At 69.4% G+C, this 15,639-nt stretch carries 14 protein-coding genes; 7 read left to right on the plus strand and 7 right to left on the minus strand.

The features are described from left to right. Position 1: 1 nt before the first annotated feature. Both AC5RVG_RS13410 and AC5RVG_RS13415 read right to left on the minus strand, forming a co-directional pair. Positions 2 to 2,065: an acetyl/propionyl/methylcrotonyl-CoA carboxylase subunit alpha gene (locus tag AC5RVG_RS13410; RefSeq protein WP_494014206.1), complete on the minus strand. Its 2,064-nt coding sequence runs from the start codon at positions 2,063 to 2,065 to the stop codon at positions 2 to 4. Between the two features lie 6 nt (positions 2,066 to 2,071). Then, positions 2,072 to 3,676 (minus strand): carboxyl transferase domain-containing protein, encoded by a 1,605-nt coding sequence (locus tag AC5RVG_RS13415; protein ID WP_494014207.1) that lies wholly within the window; start codon positions 3,674 to 3,676, stop codon positions 2,072 to 2,074. A 166-nt stretch (positions 3,677 to 3,842) separates the two neighbouring features. Here AC5RVG_RS13415 and AC5RVG_RS13420 point away from each other — a divergent pair, with 166 nt between their 5' ends. Next, positions 3,843 to 4,463: an SACE_7040 family transcriptional regulator gene (locus AC5RVG_RS13420; protein ID WP_494014208.1), complete on the plus strand. Its 621-nt coding sequence runs from the start codon at positions 3,843 to 3,845 to the stop codon at positions 4,461 to 4,463. Positions 4,464 to 4,498: 35 nt separating this feature from the next. Further along, positions 4,499 to 4,966, plus strand: a complete 468-nt coding sequence (locus AC5RVG_RS13425; RefSeq protein ID WP_494002453.1) for a GNAT family N-acetyltransferase — start codon at positions 4,499 to 4,501, stop codon at positions 4,964 to 4,966. A gap of 49 nt (positions 4,967 to 5,015) precedes the next feature. Here the strand turns inward: AC5RVG_RS13425 and AC5RVG_RS13430 are convergent, their stop codons facing one another. The 3 genes from AC5RVG_RS13430 to pdhA are packed head-to-tail and all read right to left on the minus strand — an operon-like array spanning position 5,016 to position 8,585. After that, entirely contained in the window at positions 5,016 to 6,452 is a 1,437-nt protein-coding gene (locus AC5RVG_RS13430) for a dihydrolipoamide acetyltransferase family protein (protein WP_494014209.1), read from the minus strand. Between the two features lie 4 nt (positions 6,453 to 6,456). After that, on the minus strand, positions 6,457 to 7,464 hold the full coding sequence (locus tag AC5RVG_RS13435) for an alpha-ketoacid dehydrogenase subunit beta (RefSeq protein ID WP_494014210.1): 1,008 nt from the start codon (positions 7,462 to 7,464) through the stop codon (positions 6,457 to 6,459). Next, positions 7,464 to 8,585, minus strand: coding sequence for a pyruvate dehydrogenase (acetyl-transferring) E1 component subunit alpha (gene pdhA / locus AC5RVG_RS13440; RefSeq protein WP_494014211.1), 1,122 nt, complete (start codon positions 8,583 to 8,585; stop codon positions 7,464 to 7,466). The genes AC5RVG_RS13435 and pdhA overlap by 1 nt, the downstream gene beginning before the upstream one ends. A gap of 191 nt (positions 8,586 to 8,776) precedes the next feature. Between pdhA and AC5RVG_RS13445 the strand changes: the two genes are divergently transcribed. After that, a complete protein-coding gene (locus AC5RVG_RS13445) occupies positions 8,777 to 9,253 on the plus strand; it encodes an Lrp/AsnC family transcriptional regulator (protein WP_494002457.1) in 477 nt (158 codons plus the stop codon). A gap of 197 nt (positions 9,254 to 9,450) precedes the next feature. Here AC5RVG_RS13445 and AC5RVG_RS13450 read toward each other — a convergent pair whose 3' ends face one another. Both AC5RVG_RS13450 and AC5RVG_RS13455 read right to left on the minus strand, forming a co-directional pair. After that, positions 9,451 to 11,076, minus strand: a complete 1,626-nt coding sequence (locus tag AC5RVG_RS13450) for a monocarboxylic acid transporter (RefSeq protein ID WP_494014212.1) — start codon at positions 11,074 to 11,076, stop codon at positions 9,451 to 9,453. Next, positions 11,073 to 11,441, minus strand: a complete 369-nt coding sequence (locus AC5RVG_RS13455) for a DUF485 domain-containing protein (RefSeq protein ID WP_494014213.1) — start codon at positions 11,439 to 11,441, stop codon at positions 11,073 to 11,075. The genes AC5RVG_RS13450 and AC5RVG_RS13455 overlap by 4 nt, the downstream gene beginning before the upstream one ends. A gap of 178 nt (positions 11,442 to 11,619) precedes the next feature. Between AC5RVG_RS13455 and AC5RVG_RS13460 the strand changes: the two genes are divergently transcribed. The 4 genes from AC5RVG_RS13460 to AC5RVG_RS13475 are packed head-to-tail and all read left to right on the plus strand — an operon-like array spanning position 11,620 to position 15,627. After that, on the plus strand, positions 11,620 to 12,837 hold the full coding sequence (locus AC5RVG_RS13460) for a sensor histidine kinase (RefSeq protein WP_494014214.1): 1,218 nt from the start codon (positions 11,620 to 11,622) through the stop codon (positions 12,835 to 12,837). A gap of 47 nt (positions 12,838 to 12,884) precedes the next feature. After that, positions 12,885 to 13,607 carry a LytR/AlgR family response regulator transcription factor gene (locus tag AC5RVG_RS13465; protein WP_494014215.1) on the plus strand — a complete coding sequence of 241 codons (723 nt, stop codon included), beginning with the start codon at positions 12,885 to 12,887 and terminating at the stop codon, positions 13,605 to 13,607. Further along, positions 13,604 to 14,125: a DUF485 domain-containing protein gene (locus AC5RVG_RS13470; RefSeq protein ID WP_494014216.1), complete on the plus strand. Its 522-nt coding sequence runs from the start codon at positions 13,604 to 13,606 to the stop codon at positions 14,123 to 14,125. Before AC5RVG_RS13465 ends, AC5RVG_RS13470 begins: the two co-directional genes overlap by 4 nt. Next, positions 14,122 to 15,627 (plus strand): sodium/solute symporter, encoded by a 1,506-nt coding sequence (locus AC5RVG_RS13475; protein WP_494014217.1) that lies wholly within the window; start codon positions 14,122 to 14,124, stop codon positions 15,625 to 15,627. Before AC5RVG_RS13470 ends, AC5RVG_RS13475 begins: the two co-directional genes overlap by 4 nt. The last annotated feature ends 12 nt before the right edge of the window (positions 15,628 to 15,639 follow it).

Genomic DNA, 15,639 nt, shown 5'->3' on the forward strand with positions numbered 1-15,639 from the left:
GTCATGCCCCTTTCTGTTCAGGTTCTTCGGGGACAGGATCCGCTGCCCGCACGACGGCGACGATCTGGCCGGCCTTGACCAGGTCGCCGGGTTTGAGGTTGATGCTGGCCTCGCCGGCGATCGCGGCGCTCAGCTGGTGTTCCATCTTCATCGCTTCCACCGTCAACAGCGGCTGGCCGGCCACCACCCGGTCGCCGTTGGCCACCGCCACGGATGTCACCGTCCCGGGCATCGGCGAGCGCACCTCGGGTGATGTCTCCCCCTCGGCCTGGCGGACCCCCGCCAGGGCATCGGCGAGCCGCCGCTCCCGGCCGCGGACGGTCACCCGGGCCGACCAGCCGGCGTCGCCCAGCCAGATCGTGCCGTCCCCGCCGAACGCGTGGCGCAGCGGCCGGCGGAGTCCGTCGACCTCCGCCGCCTGCCCGGCCCGGTCCAGCACGACGGCGTAGCTGCCGCCGCCGGCCGTCACCAGGGCACCGGCGGGCGCGCCGGCGGGCGCGTCGCCCGTCCAGGCCACCGTCACGTCGCGGTGTTCTCCGCCGCCGAGGTCGAAGCTGACCGTGCCCGGGCGCGGCCCGCTCAACCGCCAGCCCTCGCTCCGCCAGGCGGACCCCGCGCCGCCGGCGGCACATGCGTGGATCCGCGCGTCCCGTTGCCGGAGCAGCCAGTCCACGGCGGCCACGGACAGTTCGGCGTCACCGGGCCGGCGGAACTGCTGGTGTTCGATCTTCCGGTCGATCAGAGTGGTGTCCAGCCGCCCGGCCCGCACGTCCTCGTCGGCCAGCAGGCTGCGGAGGTGCTCGATGTTGGTATGGATGCCCAGCACCATGGTGTCGGCGAGCGCACCGTCCAGCCGTGCCAGGGCCTGCTGCCGGTCCTCGCCCCAGGCGACCACCTTGGACAGCAGCGGGTCGTAGTCGGAGGGGATGACCAGCCCGGGCAGCAGCGAACTGTCCACCCGGATGCCCTCCCCGGCGGCTTCCTTCAAAGCCAGCACCGTGCCCGCCGAGGGCAGGAACTGCTGCGAGGGATCCTCCGCATAGACGCGCGCCTCCACCGCGTGTCCCGTGAGCACGACGTCGGACTGCGCCAGCGTGAGCACCTCACCGGCGGCGATGCGCACCTGCCACTCCACCAGGTCCAGGCCGGTCACCAGCTCGGTGACCGGGTGTTCCACCTGCAGCCGGGTGTTCATCTCCATGAAGAAAAACTCGTCGGGGGCGTCGTCGGAGACCAGGAACTCCACCGTTCCGGCCCCGGTGTAGTCCACCGAGCGGGCGGCGTTGCAGGCGGCCTCGCCGATCCTGCCGCGGGTGGCGGCGTCGAGCAGCGACGACGGAGCCTCCTCGATGACTTTCTGGTGCCGGCGCTGCAGCGAACATTCGCGCTCCCCCAGGTGGATCGCGTTGCCGTGCCGGTCGCACAGCACCTGAACCTCGATGTGCCGCGGCCGGGCGATCAGCCGCTCGAGGAAGAGCGTGTCGTCGCCGAAGGCGGAGGCAGCCACCCGGCGCCCGGCGGCGAGCGCGGCGCGCAGTTCCCCGGGCCGCTGCACGGCCATCATCCCCTTGCCGCCGCCGCCGGCCGACGGCTTGATCAACAGCGGGTAGCCGACCTCTTCGGCGGCCCGGACCAGCCCGTCGTCGTCCAGCCCCGGTTCCGCGATCCCGGGAATGACCGGGACCCCATGCGATGCCACGTGGTTCTTGGAGCGGATCTTGTCCCCCATGATCCCGATCGCCCCCACGTTGGGTCCGATGAACACGATGCCGGCCGCCTCCAGCGCCTGGGCGAACGCCACGTTCTCGCTGAGGAAGCCGTAGCCGGGGTGGACGGCCTCGGCGCCCGTGGCCTTGCAGGCTTCGATCACCGCGTCGATGCGCAGGTAGCTCTCGGTGGCCGGGGCGGGCCCGATCCGCACCGCGATGTCGGCCTCGCGCACGTGGCGGGCCCCGGCGTCGGCATCCGAATAGACGGCAGCGGCACGGATGCCCATGGCGCGCAGCGTGCGGATGACCCGGCAGGCGATTTCGCCGCGGTTGGCAACCAGGACGGTTTCAAACACTTTCGATCACATCCTGAACAGGCCGAAGGCGGTCTCGGGCAAGGGACTGTTGGCGCAGACGTCCAGGGCGAGGCCGAGCACGGTCCGGGTCTGCGCCGGGTCGATGATCCCGTCGTCCCAGAGCCGGGCGGTGGAGTAATACGGGTTGCCCTGCGCTTCGTACTGCTCCCGGATGGGGGCCTTGAACGCCTCCTCGGCCTCGGCGCTCCACTCCTCCCCGCGGGCTTCCAACTGGTCGCGTTTGACGGTGGCCAGGACCGAGGAGGCCTGGTTTCCGCCCATCACCGAAATGCGAGCGGCCGGCCACATCCAGAGGAAGCGCGGCGAGTAGGCGCGGCCGCACATGGAATAGTTGCCGGCTCCGAAGGACCCGCCGATCACCACGGTCAGCTTCGGCACCCGGGCGGTCGCGACGGCGGTCACCATCTTGGCGCCGTGCTTGGCGATGCCGCCGGCCTCGTAGTCGCGGCCCACCATGAAGCCGGAAAGGTTCTGCAGGAAAACCAGCGGGATGCCGCGCTGGTCGCAGAGTTCAATGAAGTGCGCGCCCTTGAGGGCAGATTCGGAAAAGAGCACCCCGTTGTTCGCCACGATGCCCACCTGATGCCCGTGGAGCCGGGCGAACCCGGTGACCAGCGTGGTGCCGTACTCCCGCTTGAACTCGTGGAAGCGGCTGCCGTCCACCAGCCGGGCGATGACCTCGCGGACGTCGTAGGCGGCGTTGACGTCCACCGGAACGGCCCCGTAAATTTCCTGCGGGTCGGCCGCCGGGGCCTCCACGGGCGCCGTCTCCCAGGCCGGTGTCCGGCACGGGAGTGTGGCCACGATGTCGCGGACAATCTCCAGCGCGTGCACATCGTTCTCGGCCAGGTGGTCGGTCACCCCCGAGGTCCGCGCATGCAGTTCGCCGCCGCCGAGTTCCTCCGCGGTGACAACTTCGCCGATGGCCGCCTTCACCAGCGGCGGGCCGCCCAGGAAGATAGTGCCCTGACCGCGGACGATCACGGTTTCGTCGCTCATCGCCGGAACGTAGGCGCCGCCGGCCGTGCAGGAACCGAGCACCGCGGCGATCTGCGGGATTTTAGCCGCCGACATCCGCGCCTGGTTGTAGAAGATGCGGCCGAAGTGCTCGCGGTCCGGGAAGACGTCGTCCTGCTTGGGGAGGAACGCGCCGCCGGAGTCCACCAGGTAGATGCACGGCAGGTTGTTCTCCAGCGCCACCTCCTGGGCGCGCAGGTGTTTCTTGACCGTCATCGGATAGTAGGTGCCGCCCTTGACGGTCGCATCGTTGCAGACCACCAGCACGTGGCGGCCGTGCACCAGGCCGATGCCGGCGATCATCCCCGCCCCCGGCGAATCGCCGTCGTACATTCCCTCGGCGGCCAGCGGCGCGATCTCCAGGAACGGGCTGCCCTCGTCCAGCAGCGTGTCGACCCTGTCCCGCGGCAACAGCTTGCCCCGCTCCAGGTGGCGCCGGCGCGAGCCCTCCGGTCCGCCCGCCGCCACCGAGGCCAGGCGGGCGTGCAGTTCGGCAGCCAGCCGGCGCTGCTGCTCGTCGTTGGCCCGGAAACTGTCACTGGTAGTGTCCACCCGGGAAGCCAGTGTCTCCATCGACACCTTCCTGGCCGAAGCCGTCGCGCGCCCACGCCCGCCGCCCGCTGGGGGCAACTGGCCTGAAGGACGCATTTTGGTTAGTCTGTACTAACTGAAATCAGGCTAGTGGCCGTTAAGTGTCTTGTCCAGCACTTATTCGGCACCTTCTCGAAGGAACCGATCCATGCCCGCAGCACCGCATGCCGCCGCCGTGACGCGCCAGACCGGCCGCAGCCTGGCCAAGGCCACCCGGAGGGCCGCACTGCTGGACGCCGCCGCCCGCCTCTTCGCCGAGCGCGGCTTCAACGGCGTGTCCATCGAAGACCTCGGCTCGGCGGCCGGCGTCAGCGGGCCGGCCGTCTACCGGCATTTCGAGAGCAAACATGCGGTGCTGGCGGCGCTGCTCACGGGCGTCAGCCAGGACCTGCTCGACGGCGGCCAGGACGTGGCGGCCGGCCAGCAGGATGCCGAGGAGGCGCTCCGCGGCCTGGTCGCCTTCCACGTGGACTTTGCCTTGAAGAATCCCGACGTCATCCGGGTCCACGACAGGGACCTGGACAGCCTCCCCGCCGAGGATTCGGCGCTGGTCCGGACGCTGCAGCGCACCTATGTGGAGGTGTGGGTTTCCGTGCTGGCGCGGCTGCTGCCGGAGGCGGACGCTGCGCAGTTGCGGGTCCGCGCACACGCCGTCTTCGGACTGATCAACTCCACGCCGCACTCGACCCACCGGAGCCGGCAGCCGCGGGAAGCCTGGCGCCGCAATCTGCTGGAACAAATGGCTTGGGCCGCGTTGAAAGCCGAGTAGGGTGTATCAGACACCAACTAGCCGAAAGGTCTGCTGTGATTGAGCTTCGTCCTGTAGAACCTGCCGACCTCGACGAGTTCTTCGAGTACCAGCAGGATCCCGACGCCAACCATATGGCGGCGTTTGCTGCCCGGAATCCGTCTGACCGCGGCGTGTTTGATCTCCACTGGCAGAGCCTGCTCAACGACGAGTCCATCACCGTGCGCACCGTCACCGTCGACGGCGAGGTGGTGGGCAGCGTGCTGGCCTACCCCAACGAGGGGTACCCGGAACTGAGCTACTGGACGGCGAAGTCGCAGTGGGGCAAGGGCGTCACCACCGCGGCCGTCGAGGCCTTCCTGCGGGAATTTTCCGCGCGTCCCATCCGCGCGCGGGTGGTCAAGGACAACCTTGGCTCAGTCAAGGTCCTGCACAAGCTCGGCTTCCGGACCGTCGGCGAGGCCCAGGGCTTCGCCAACGCCCGCGGCGCCGTGGTCACCGAGGAGATCCTCGAACTGGCCTGAGCCGCCTCTGCACCCTGATCACACCATGGCCAGCACCATGGCCGGGTGATCACACCATGGCCAGCACCATGGCCGGGTCCGACAGGATCGTGCCCACGTCGGCGAGGAAGCGTCCCGCCTGCTCCCCGTCCACCACGCGGTGGTCGAAGGACAGGCTGAGCGTCACCACATCGCGCAGCGCCACCTCCCCCCGGTATTCCCACGGCTGCCGACGCACCGCGCCGAGGGCAAGGATGGCCGACTCCCCCGGGTTCAGGATCGGCGTTCCGGCGTCGATGCCGAACACCCCGATGTTGGTGATGGAGATGGTTCCCCCGCGCAGTTCAGCCGGGGCGCTCCTGCCGGCGCGTGCCGTCTCGGTCAACTCCCCCAGGGCCTCGGCCAGCCGGTGCAGGTCCATCCGGTGCGCGTCCTTGATGTTCGGCACCGTCAGTCCGCGCGGAGTCGCCGCGGCAATGCCGAGATTCACGTAGTTCTGCTGCACGATCTCGCCGGCGTCCCCGTCCCAGCGGGAGTTCAGCTCGGGGCGGCGCTCCAGCGCCAGGCACAGGGCTTTGGCGGTGATGGTCAGCGGCGTGAGTTTCAGCCCGGCGAACGCCTTGCCCGCCTTGAGCCGCCGGATCAACTCCATGCTCTCCGTCGCGTCGACCGTAAGGAACGAGGACGCATGCGGGGCGGTGAAAGCACTGGCCACCATGGCGGCGGCGGTGTGCCTCCGTACGCCCCTGACCGGGATCCGCGTCTCGGCCTCCGCGGCGCCGCCGAGCCAGCCGCCGGCCGTCCCGGACACGGCGCCCGGGGCCGCGACCGCCGGGGCCGCTGCGGCCGCCTCGTGGACTGCGAGGACGTCGTCGCGGGTGATCAGGCCCCGTTCTCCGGTCCCGGCCACCTGGGTCAGATCGACGCCGAGGTCCTTCGCCAGCTTGCGGACCGGCGGGGTGGAGCGTGGCCGCTCCGGGATCGTCCCGGACGGTTCGGCCGCAGCCTCACCGGGCGCACCGGCCGGCCGGCCGGCGGCCGCAACATCCGCGGCTCCGGCGGGCTCCGTGTCCGCTGCGTTCCCGGCCAGGGTCGCCGGATAGGTGGCCGGCACCGCCGCGGTGGCCGCCCCTCCGCTCTTGCGCGGGCGCCGGGCAGGCCGCCCGTTCCCTTCGGCCGCCGCACCGTACCCCACCAGATTCGCCTCGCGGCGCGGTTCCGGCGGGCTTCCCGCGGCCTTGGCACCGTCGTCGCCCTGCCCCGCGTCTTCCACCTCGATGGAGACGATCGGCTCGCCCACGCTGACCGTGGTGCCGGGTACCTCATGCAGGGTCCGGACCACGCCGGCGAACGGCGAGGGCAGCTCGACCACGGCCTTGGCGGTTTCCACCTCGCCCAGGATCTGGTTGAGCTGGACCGCGTCGCCCTCAGCCACGCTCCAGCTGACGATCTCCGACTCGGTGAGCCCTTCGCCCAGGTCCGGCAGTTTGAATACCTTGATCCCCACGGGCTCAGTCCTCCAGTCCGGTCAGCGAGTTGGGCCGGCCGAGCACCCGGTCCACGCCGTCAAGCATGCGATCCAGGTCCGGCAGATGATGCCGCTCCATCTTGGCCGGCGGGTACGGAATGTCCATCCCGGTGATCCGCACCGGCGCGTGTTCCAGATGATAGAAGCAGCGTTCGGTCAGGCTGGCCGCGATCTCCGCGCCGAGCCCGCCGGTCCTGGCCGCCTCGTGGGTGACCACCAAACGGCCCGTTTTCCGCACGGAGGCCTCCACGGTGGGAAAGTCCAGCGGCGACAGCGAGCGCAAGTCAATGACTTCCACCGACACGCCGTCGTCCTCGGCGGCCTGCGCGGCCTCGCGTGCCGTCTGCACCAGCGCGCCGTAGGCCACCAGGGTCACGTCCGACCCGGGCACCTCCACCCGGGCGCTGCCCAGCGGCAGCGCGGACTCCAGCGCATTCTCGTCCACTTCGCCCTTGGTGTGGTACCGCCGCTTCGGCTCGAAGTAGACCACCGGATCGTCGGCGGCGATGGCCTGCTGGATCATCGTGCAGGCGTCCTGCGGGTTGGACACTGCCACCACCCGCAGACCGGACGTGTGGGTGAAATACGCCTCCGGGGATTCGGAGTGGTGTTCGGCCGCGCCGATGCCGCCGCCGAAGGGCACCCGGATGGTCAGCGGCATCTTGACCCGGCCGCGGGTGCGGTAGTGCAGCTTGGCTACCTGGCTGACAATCTGGTCGAACGCCGGGTAGATGAAGCCGTCGAACTGGATTTCGCACACGGGCCGGTAGCCCCGGTAGGCCATCCCGACGGCGGTGCCCAGGATCGCGGACTCGGCCAGCGGGGCATCGATCACCCGGTGGGCGCCGAAGTCCTTTTGCAGTTCGTCGGTAATGCGGAACACCCCGCCCAAGGCTCCGATGTCCTCGCCGATGATCACCACCCTGGGATCGTTTTCCAGGGCCTTGCGCAGCCCGGTGTTGATGGCGCGTCCAAACGTCATGGTGGTCATCAGCGGCCTCCCTCGGCAGCGTCGAACGAATCAAGATAGCGCTCGTAGTGCGCGCGCTGTTCTGCCAGCACGGGGTGCGGCGCCACGTAGACGTTCTCGAACAGTTCCAAGTCCGCCGGGTCGGTCATGCTCGTGCACCCGGCCCGCATCTCGGCCGCTGCCTGGTCGGCCGCGTCCCGGACCCGCTGTTGCAGGCCCTCGTCCAACAAGCCCTCGGCCGCCAGGTGGGCGGCCAGCCGGTCGATCGGATCGCGGCTCTTCCAGTCCTCCAGCTCGTTCGCGTCGCGGTAGCGGGTGGGATCGTCCGCCGTCGTGTGCGGTCCCATCCGGTAGGTGACCGCTTCGATGAAGGACGGGCCGCCGCCGCTGCGCGCGTGCTCCAGCGCCCGGCGGGTCACCGCCAGGCAGGCCAGGACATCGTTGCCGTCCACCCGGTAACTGGGAATGCCGAATCCGGGCGCCCGGTCGGAGAGTTTGCCTTGGGTTTGCAGTGACACCGGTTCGGAGATCGCCCACTGGTTGTTCTGGCAGAAGAAGATCACCGGCGCCTGGAAGCTGGCGGCAAACACCATGGCCTCGTTCACGTCGCCCTGGCTGGTGGCGCCGTCGCCGAAATACGTCACCGCCACGGCGTCATCGCCGTCGAACTTGACCGCCATGGCGTAGCCGGTGGCGTGCAGCGTTTGCGCGCCGATGATGACCTGCGGGGTGGCCATGTTGATCTCGTAGGGGTCCCAGCCGGAGGGCCTGTTGCCGCGCCAAACGCGGATCATGTCGGTCAGGTCCACGCCGCGGCAGTACGCGACGCCGTTTTCCCGGTAGCTGGAGAAGACGAAGTCGTCCTTGCGCAGGGCGCGGCCGGAACCGATCTGGGCCGCTTCCTGCCCCAGCAGCGGCGGCCACAAGGCGAGCTCCCCCTGCCGCTGCAAGGCGGTGGCTTCCTGGTCCAGGCGGCGGACCACCACCATGTCCTGGTAGAGGCCGGCGAGTCGGTCGCCGTCGATATCCTCCAGCCAGGGGTCGAACTCCCCGCTGGGGGCCCGCGTGCCGTCCGGCGCGAGCAGTTGGATGTAGCTTTCCTGGTTATGCGGACCGGCCGGGTCCGTGCCTGGTAAGGACACTTGCGACACTCCCTTTGCGTCTTCAGGGCCGGGAAGTCTTGTGGACCTCCCGGCGCCGGACAGCCCCGCCTGCACCTTTGCCCGCGGTTGACTGTGACACTACTCACATCCGGCAAGTAGCGCAATGATCCGGACAAAAACTGAGCAGAATGCCCTGTCGGGGCCGGGCAGGGCGTGCTAGTCTGCGCATTATGCGGAATCTGGACGGCACCGACCTGCGGTTACTGACAGCCCTGACGCAGGATCCGCGCCGGACGGTCGTGGCCCTGGCGCAGATCCTGGGCCTGTCCCGCAACACGGTGCAGGCGCGGATGGCCCGGCTGGAAAAGGACCAGGTGTTCCTGTCCTTCGACCGGCGGATCAATCCCGCCGCCGTGGGATATCCGCTCGCGGCCTTCATCCACATCCACGTGCACCAGCCGAAACTGCAACAGATCACCGACGAGCTGGCCCGCATTCCGGAAGTACTCGAAGCGATCGGCATCACGGGCCAGGCGGATATTCTGGCCCGCGTCGTCTCCGAGGGCGCCGAGGACCTGTTCCGCGTCAACGGCAAGATTCTGGCGATCGACGGCGTGGAGCGGACCGACACGTCGCTGGCCATGCACGAACTGATCCCGTTCCGGATGGAACCGCTGCTCTTCCGCGGTGCCGGGGCGACCGGCTGACTGTCAGGCCGGTGTGAATCCGACCAGGTCCCTCACGCTGACCAACGCCGCGCTCCCCTAAGCCGGACCCATTGCCCGCGAGGGGTTCGATGCCGATCACTGCGCCGCGCATGACTGCGGGCCCGGCATCCTTCTGCCGGGCCCGCAGTGTTATCTGAGTCGGCGCGTTGCAGCAGGCGCGCGCCGCCGTCGTCGTCTCAGTGAACCGTGGCCTTCTCCGCGCCGACGCCGGTGAGCGAGCGGACCTCCATTTCGGCCTGCTTGGACGCGTCCTCGCGGTTCTTGTCCAGCACGGTTCCCAGCCAGCCCAGGAAGAACGCGAGCGGGATGGAGACGATGCCCGGGTTGTTCAGGCCGAAGATGGCGAAGTCCGCGCCGGGGATCATCGACGTCTCCTTTCCGGAGACCACCGGGGAGAACACGATCAGGACGATGGCCGCACCCAGGCCGCCGTACATGCTCCAGACCGCACCCTGGGTGGTAAAGCGCTTCCAGAACAGCGAGTAGACGATGGTGGGCAGGTTGGCCGAGGCGGCCACGGCGAACGCCAGCGCCACCAGGAAGGCCACGTTCTGGCCCTGGGCGCCGATGCCGCCGAGGATGGACACGACGCCGATGACCACTACGGTGCGGCGGGCCACCCTGACCTCGCCGGCCGAGTCGACCTGTCCCTTGCGCACCACGTTCGCGTAGATATCGTGCGCGAAGGAGGCGGCCGCGGTGATGGTCAGGCCGGCCACCACCGCCAGGATGGTGGCGAAGGCGACTGCGGAGATCAGCCCCAGCAGCACAGGGCCGCCGAGCGCGAAAGCCAGCAACGGTGCGGCGGAGTTGACCCCGCCCGGAGCGCTCTTGATGGCTTCCGGGCCGATCAGCGCCGCGGCGCCGTAGCCCAGCACCAGGGTGAACAGGTAGAACGCGCCGATCAGCCAAATGGCCCAGACCACGGACCGGCGGGCCTCCTTGGCCGTCGGCACGGTGTAAAAGCGCATCAAAACGTGCGGCAGGGCCGCGGTGCCCAGCACCAGGGCCAGCGCCAGCGAGATGAAGTCCAGCTTGGACGCCTCCGAGACGCCGTACTGCAGGCCCGGGTTGAGCAGCTCGGGGTTGCCGGCGGTTTCCACGGCGGCACCCAGCAGTTCGGACAGGTTGAAGCCGTGCAGTGCCAGCACCCACACGGTCATGATGAACGCACCGGCGATCAGCAGGCAGGCCTTGATGATCTGGACCCAGGTCGTGCCCTTCATGCCGCCAACCAGTACGTAGAGGATCATCAGTGCGCCGACGACGGTGATCACCAGAGACTGTCCCAGCCTGGAGTCGATGCCGATCAGCAGCGAGACCAGGGCGCCGGCTCCGGCCATCTGCGCCAGCAGGTAGAAAAAGCACACGGCCAGTGTGGTGATGGCCGCGGCAATCCGCACCGGGCGCTGCCGCAGCCGGAAGGACAGGACATCGGCCATGGTGAACTTGCCGGTGTTGCGCAACAGCTCGGCCACCAGCAGCAGGGCCACCAGCCAGGCCACCAGGAAGCCGATCGAGTACAGGAAGCCGTCGTACCCGTTGATCGCGATCGCGCCGCAGATGCCCAGGAACGACGCCGCGGAGAGGTAGTCGCCGGCAATGGCGGTACCGTTCTGGCCGCCGCTGAAGGACCGGCCCGCCGCATAGTAGTCGGCCGCGGTCTTGTTGTTCCGGCTGGCCCGCAGCACCACCACCAGGGTCACGCCGACAAACAGGGCGAAGATCAGGATGTTGATCCAGGTGGAATCCTTGATGTCGTCCGCCGTGACGGCCAGCGGAATGTTCACGGCGTGCCTCATTTGGGGTCCTCCGGTAGGCCGACGCCCTCGTTTTCGAGGCTGTGGCGGATGTCAGTGGCGATCGGGTCCAGCTTCTTGTTCGCGTAGCGGACGTACCAGGTGGTGATGGCGAAAGTGCTCACGAACTGCAGCAGGCCCAGCACCAGGCCGACGTTGATGTTGCCCCACAGCTTGGTGGACATGAATGCGTGCGCATAGTCGGCCAACAGCACATAGGCGAAGTACCACAGCAGGAAGGCCACTGCCATCGGGAACACGAACGAACGGTGGCGCCTGCGGAGTTCGGTGAACTCAGGGCTGCTCTGGACCACCTGGAAGTCCACGGCCGCGGCGGTGCCGGCGTCCGGGTTGGGGTCGTTACCCATTTTTTCCTCCTCATCGGGCACACGCGGAGTGTGACTGCGATCACTCTGCTAGCTCCCGGTCCCGGTGGCCAGCAGCCCGGCGGCTCGCATCGCCCAACGGTCAACCGGCTGCGGTGAACGGCGCTCCCCTGCGCCGAGCTGCAATCGGCCGTTCGGCCCTGCGGCTAGGCTTGAGGGCATGCTCAGCCCGGCCGTGGACATCGCGCTCATCGCCGCCCTGGCCGTGGTGGCGGTGGCGGTGATCGCGCTGGTGGGCTTTAAACTGACCCGCTCCCACCGGGACCTGGGCTCCGAGGCCGACCGCGCAACCTACGCCACGCTGCATACCGCGGGGCTCGCGGGCCAGTACCTGCGTTCCGGGCTGACGCCGGCCGGCGCGGGCAAGGCGAGCAAGCACCTGCGCGGCCTGTTGGGCTCCGACGTGCTGGTGTTGACCGGGTTGGAGGACGTGCTCGGCTGGGACGGCGCCGGCCAGCCGCCGGAGTCGGCCCTGCGCCTGGCCGGCAAGACCATCGGATCGGGCCGCACCCAGGTTTTCCGCGGCGACCAGTTGCTGCCGGAGGGCCGGGTCCCGCGGGGGGCTGCCGCCGGGGACGGCGACCCGACGGAAGCGGTCTTCGCCCCGATCCGGGTTCAGGACCGGGTGGTCGGCACCGTCGGCGCCTACACCGGACACGTAGCGGCGTCGCTCGTGCGGGCGACCAACGAGGTCGCAGCCTGGGTGGCCACGCAGATCGAACTGGCCGAACTGGACACCTCGCGGACGTTGCTGATGGAGGCCGAGGTGCGCGCGCTCCGGGCCCAAATCAGCCCGCACTTCATCTACAACGCCCTGAACGCCATCGCCTCCTACATCCTCACCGACCCGGCGCGGGCACGGGAGCTGGTGATCGAGTTCGCCGACTTCACCCGCTACTCCTTCCGACGGCACGGAGACTTCACCACCCTGGCGGAGGAACTGAAATCGATCGACCGCTACCTGCTGTTGGAACGGGCCCGGTTCGGCGACCGGCTCAGGGTCAGCCTGCAGATCGGCCCCGAAGTCCTCAGCACCGTCATCCCGTTCCTCTCCCTCCAGCCGTTGGTGGAGAACGCGGTGCGCCACGGGATCGAAGCCAAGGAAGGGCCGGGGCAGATCACCATCACCGCCCACGACGCCGGCGCCTACTCCGTGGTGACCATCGAAGACGACGGCGTGGGCATGGATCCGGAGCGGCTGCGCACCGTGCTGGCCGGCCGCGCCGAAGGCGACCATGTGGGTTTGCGCAACGTGGACGTGAGGCTGCGGCAGGTCTACGGCGATGAACACGGCCTGGTGGTCGACACGGCGCCCGGTGCCGGCACGCTGGTCACGCTGCGGCTACCCAAGTTCCAGCCCGGGAACCTGGTGGACTGAAGCGGCCCGCGCGAAGCTTCACCCTGGGGCCTAATAGACTGTGGGCCATGGTCAATGTGGTTGTCGCCGATGACGAAGCCCCCGCCGTCGAGGCCCTGGCGTACCTGCTCGCCCGGGATTCCCGGATCGGGGAGGTCCACAAAGCCACCAGCGGCGCCGAAGCGCTGCGTGCCCTGGAGCGCCACGACGTGGACGCGCTCTTCCTGGACATCCATATGCCGGCCCTGACCGGGCTGGACATCGCCAAGGTCATTTCCCGCTTCAGCCGCCCGCCCGCCGTCGTCTTCGTGACCGCCGATGAGGACAAGGCGCTGCAGGCCTTCGAGCTGGCCGCCGTGGACTACCTGCTCAAGCCGGTGCGGGCAGATCGGCTGGCGGAGTCCGTGCGCCGGATCTGCGAACTGATGGAAGACGGCGGCGCGGCCAAGCCGGAAGTCGTCACCGTTGACCAAGGCGGCATCACCAAGATGATCCGGCGGGACGAAATCCAGTACGTGCAGGCCCAGGGCGATTACGCCCGGCTGCACACGGCCGACGCCAGCTACCTGATCCGGGTGCCGCTCAACGACCTGGAGCGCCAGTGGGCCGACGCCGGCTACCTCCGGATCCACCGCTCCTACCTTGTGGCGATGGACCGAATCCAGCAGATGCGGACCAGCGCCGGCAGGGCCAACCTCCTGGTCGGCGGTGCCGAACTGCCCGTCAGCCGGCGTCACCTGCCCGCCGTCCGCGACCGGCTGGAGGCCACGCGGGTGAGGCCGCGCGGATGAGCAGCGGTCCCGGCCGCGGCGAGGTTCCCCCAGGTGACGACGGCGGCATCCCGCTGCACCACGGCGGCATACCGGTGAACGACGGTGGCGCCCCGCTGCCCGACGGCGATGCACAGGTTCCGTCGGCCGGTTTCCGGCAGCGGGTCCGCGTCACCGCGCCGCGTTCGGCCGCGCCCCGGCCGGCGGGCGGCTACACCTTCTCCCGCGAGGTGGCCGAGCAGTCGGAAGTCGGCGAGCTCTTCGTGCGGTCCCTGGTCCGTTCCCAATTGCGCCTGGCCGTGGTGGTGGCGGCCGGTTTCGGGCTGATCCTGCTGGGCATGGCCGTGCTGATCGCGCTGGTACCGCTCACGGGCACGTTGACCGTGTTCACGGTCCCGCTCCCCTGGCTGCTGCTGGGCATAGGGATCTACCCGATCATTTTGGCCTGTGCCGCGCTCTACAACCGTGCGGCCGCCCGCAACGAGCGCCGCTTCCGCGAGTTGACGGCCGACCGGGTTAACCCGGGGACGAGGCAGTGAACGCGGCCGCCGGGCTGGCGGCGGTAGCCGCCGTCTGCGCCGCCACCGTGCTGATCGGCATCTACGGGCTGCGGATTTCCCGCACCACCGGTGATTTCTACGTCGCCTCGCGGACGGTCAAGCCGTGGTGGAACGCGTCGGCCATCGGCGGCGAATACCTCTCGGCCGCAAGCTTTTTGGGCGTGGCAGGGCTGATCCTGGTCTCGGGCATCGACGCGCTCTGGTTCCCGGTCGGATACACCGCCGGCTATCTGATGCTTCTGCTGTTCGTGGCTGCCCCGCTGCGCCGCTCCGGCGCGTACACGATTCCCGACTTCGCCGCGGCCCGGCTCGATTCCACTGCCGCGCGACGCGTCACCAGCCTGTTGGTGATAGCGGTCGGCTGGCTTTACATCGTGCCGCAACTGCACGGGGCCGCCCTGACCATGCGCATCGCCACGGGTTTGCCGGGCTGGGCAGGCGCCCTCGCCGTCGTCGTCGTGGTGGTGCTGTCCGTGGTCACCGGCGGCATGCGCTCCATCACCTTCGTGCAGGCCTTCCAGTATTGGCTGAAACTCACGGCCCTGGCCGTCCCGGTGGTGTTCATCCTGCTGGTCCTCGCCGGTTCGGGCCAGTCGGCCACCGGCGGCGGCGCGGCGTTCGACCCGTCGCTGGATGTCGTCGGCGATGCATCCCTGTACCGGAATATCTCGCTGATCATCGCCCTGCTTTTCGGGACGCTGGGGCTGCCGCACGTGCTGGTGCGTTTCTACACCAATCCCGACGGTGCCGCCGCCCGACGCACCACGCAACTGGTGCTGGGGCTGCTGGCGCTGTTCTACCTCTTCCCCACCATCTACGGCGTGCTCGGCAGGCTGCACACCCCGCGGCTGGCCGGCGGCACCCAGTCCGACGCCACGGTGCTGCTGCTGCCGGGGCGCATTGTGGACGGCCTGGCCGGCGATCTCTTGAGCGCCTGCGTGGTGGCGGGCGCGTTCGCCGCGTTCCTTTCCACTACCTCCGGGCTGGTGGTTTCCCTGGCCGGGGTGGTCAGCCAGGACCTGTTCCGCGGCAGCGTCAGGGGCTTCCGGCTGGCCGCCGTGCTGTCGGCCATCGCGCCGCTGGGCATCGCCCTGGGCACCGAATCGCTGGCCCTGGCCGGCAGCGTGGGCACGGTCTTCGCGTTTACCGCCTCGACCATCTGCCCGCTCTTGCTGCTGGGCATCTGGTGGCGGGGTCTCACCGATGCCGGCGCCATTGCCGGCATGGTGTCGGGGGCGGTGCTCTGCGGCGGTTCGCTGCTCACGGCTGCCGTGGCGGGACCGAAACTGGGCGCCTGGGCCGAGCCGTTGGGACAGCCGGCGGCCTGGACGGTTCCGGCGGCATTCCTGGTGACGGTGGCCGTTTCCCGGGCGACGGCTTCGCGCAGGCCGGCCACCACCGCCCGGGTCATGGCACGGCTGCACACCCCGGAGCGGGCGGACAGTCCGGAGCCGGCCGGTTGGCCCCGTCCCGGAGACTGAACGAGGTCGGGC

The sequence above is a fragment of the Arthrobacter senegalensis genome, assembly GCF_059091765.1.

Bases quoted from the DNA above. Each gene is read 5' to 3' on its own strand.
- AC5RVG_RS13470 (WP_494014216.1), top strand. From the start codon at position 13,604: ATGAGCAGCGGTCCCGGCCGCGGCGAGGTTCCCCCAGGTGACGACGGC.
- AC5RVG_RS13435 (WP_494014210.1), bottom strand. From the start codon at position 7,464: ATGACCACCATGACGTTTGGACGCGCCATCAACACCGGGCTGCGCAAG.
- AC5RVG_RS13460 (WP_494014214.1), top strand. From the start codon at position 11,620: ATGCTCAGCCCGGCCGTGGACATCGCGCTCATCGCCGCCCTGGCCGTG.
- AC5RVG_RS13465 (WP_494014215.1), top strand. From the start codon at position 12,885: ATGGTCAATGTGGTTGTCGCCGATGACGAAGCCCCCGCCGTCGAGGCC.
- AC5RVG_RS13420 (WP_494014208.1), top strand. From the start codon at position 3,843: ATGCCCGCAGCACCGCATGCCGCCGCCGTGACGCGCCAGACCGGCCGC.
- AC5RVG_RS13450 (WP_494014212.1), bottom strand. From the start codon at position 11,076: ATGAGGCACGCCGTGAACATTCCGCTGGCCGTCACGGCGGACGACATC.
- AC5RVG_RS13415 (WP_494014207.1), bottom strand. From the start codon at position 3,676: ATGGAGACACTGGCTTCCCGGGTGGACACTACCAGTGACAGTTTCCGG.
- AC5RVG_RS13455 (WP_494014213.1), bottom strand. From the start codon at position 11,441: ATGGGTAACGACCCCAACCCGGACGCCGGCACCGCCGCGGCCGTGGAC.
- AC5RVG_RS13445 (WP_494002457.1), top strand. From the start codon at position 8,777: ATGCGGAATCTGGACGGCACCGACCTGCGGTTACTGACAGCCCTGACG.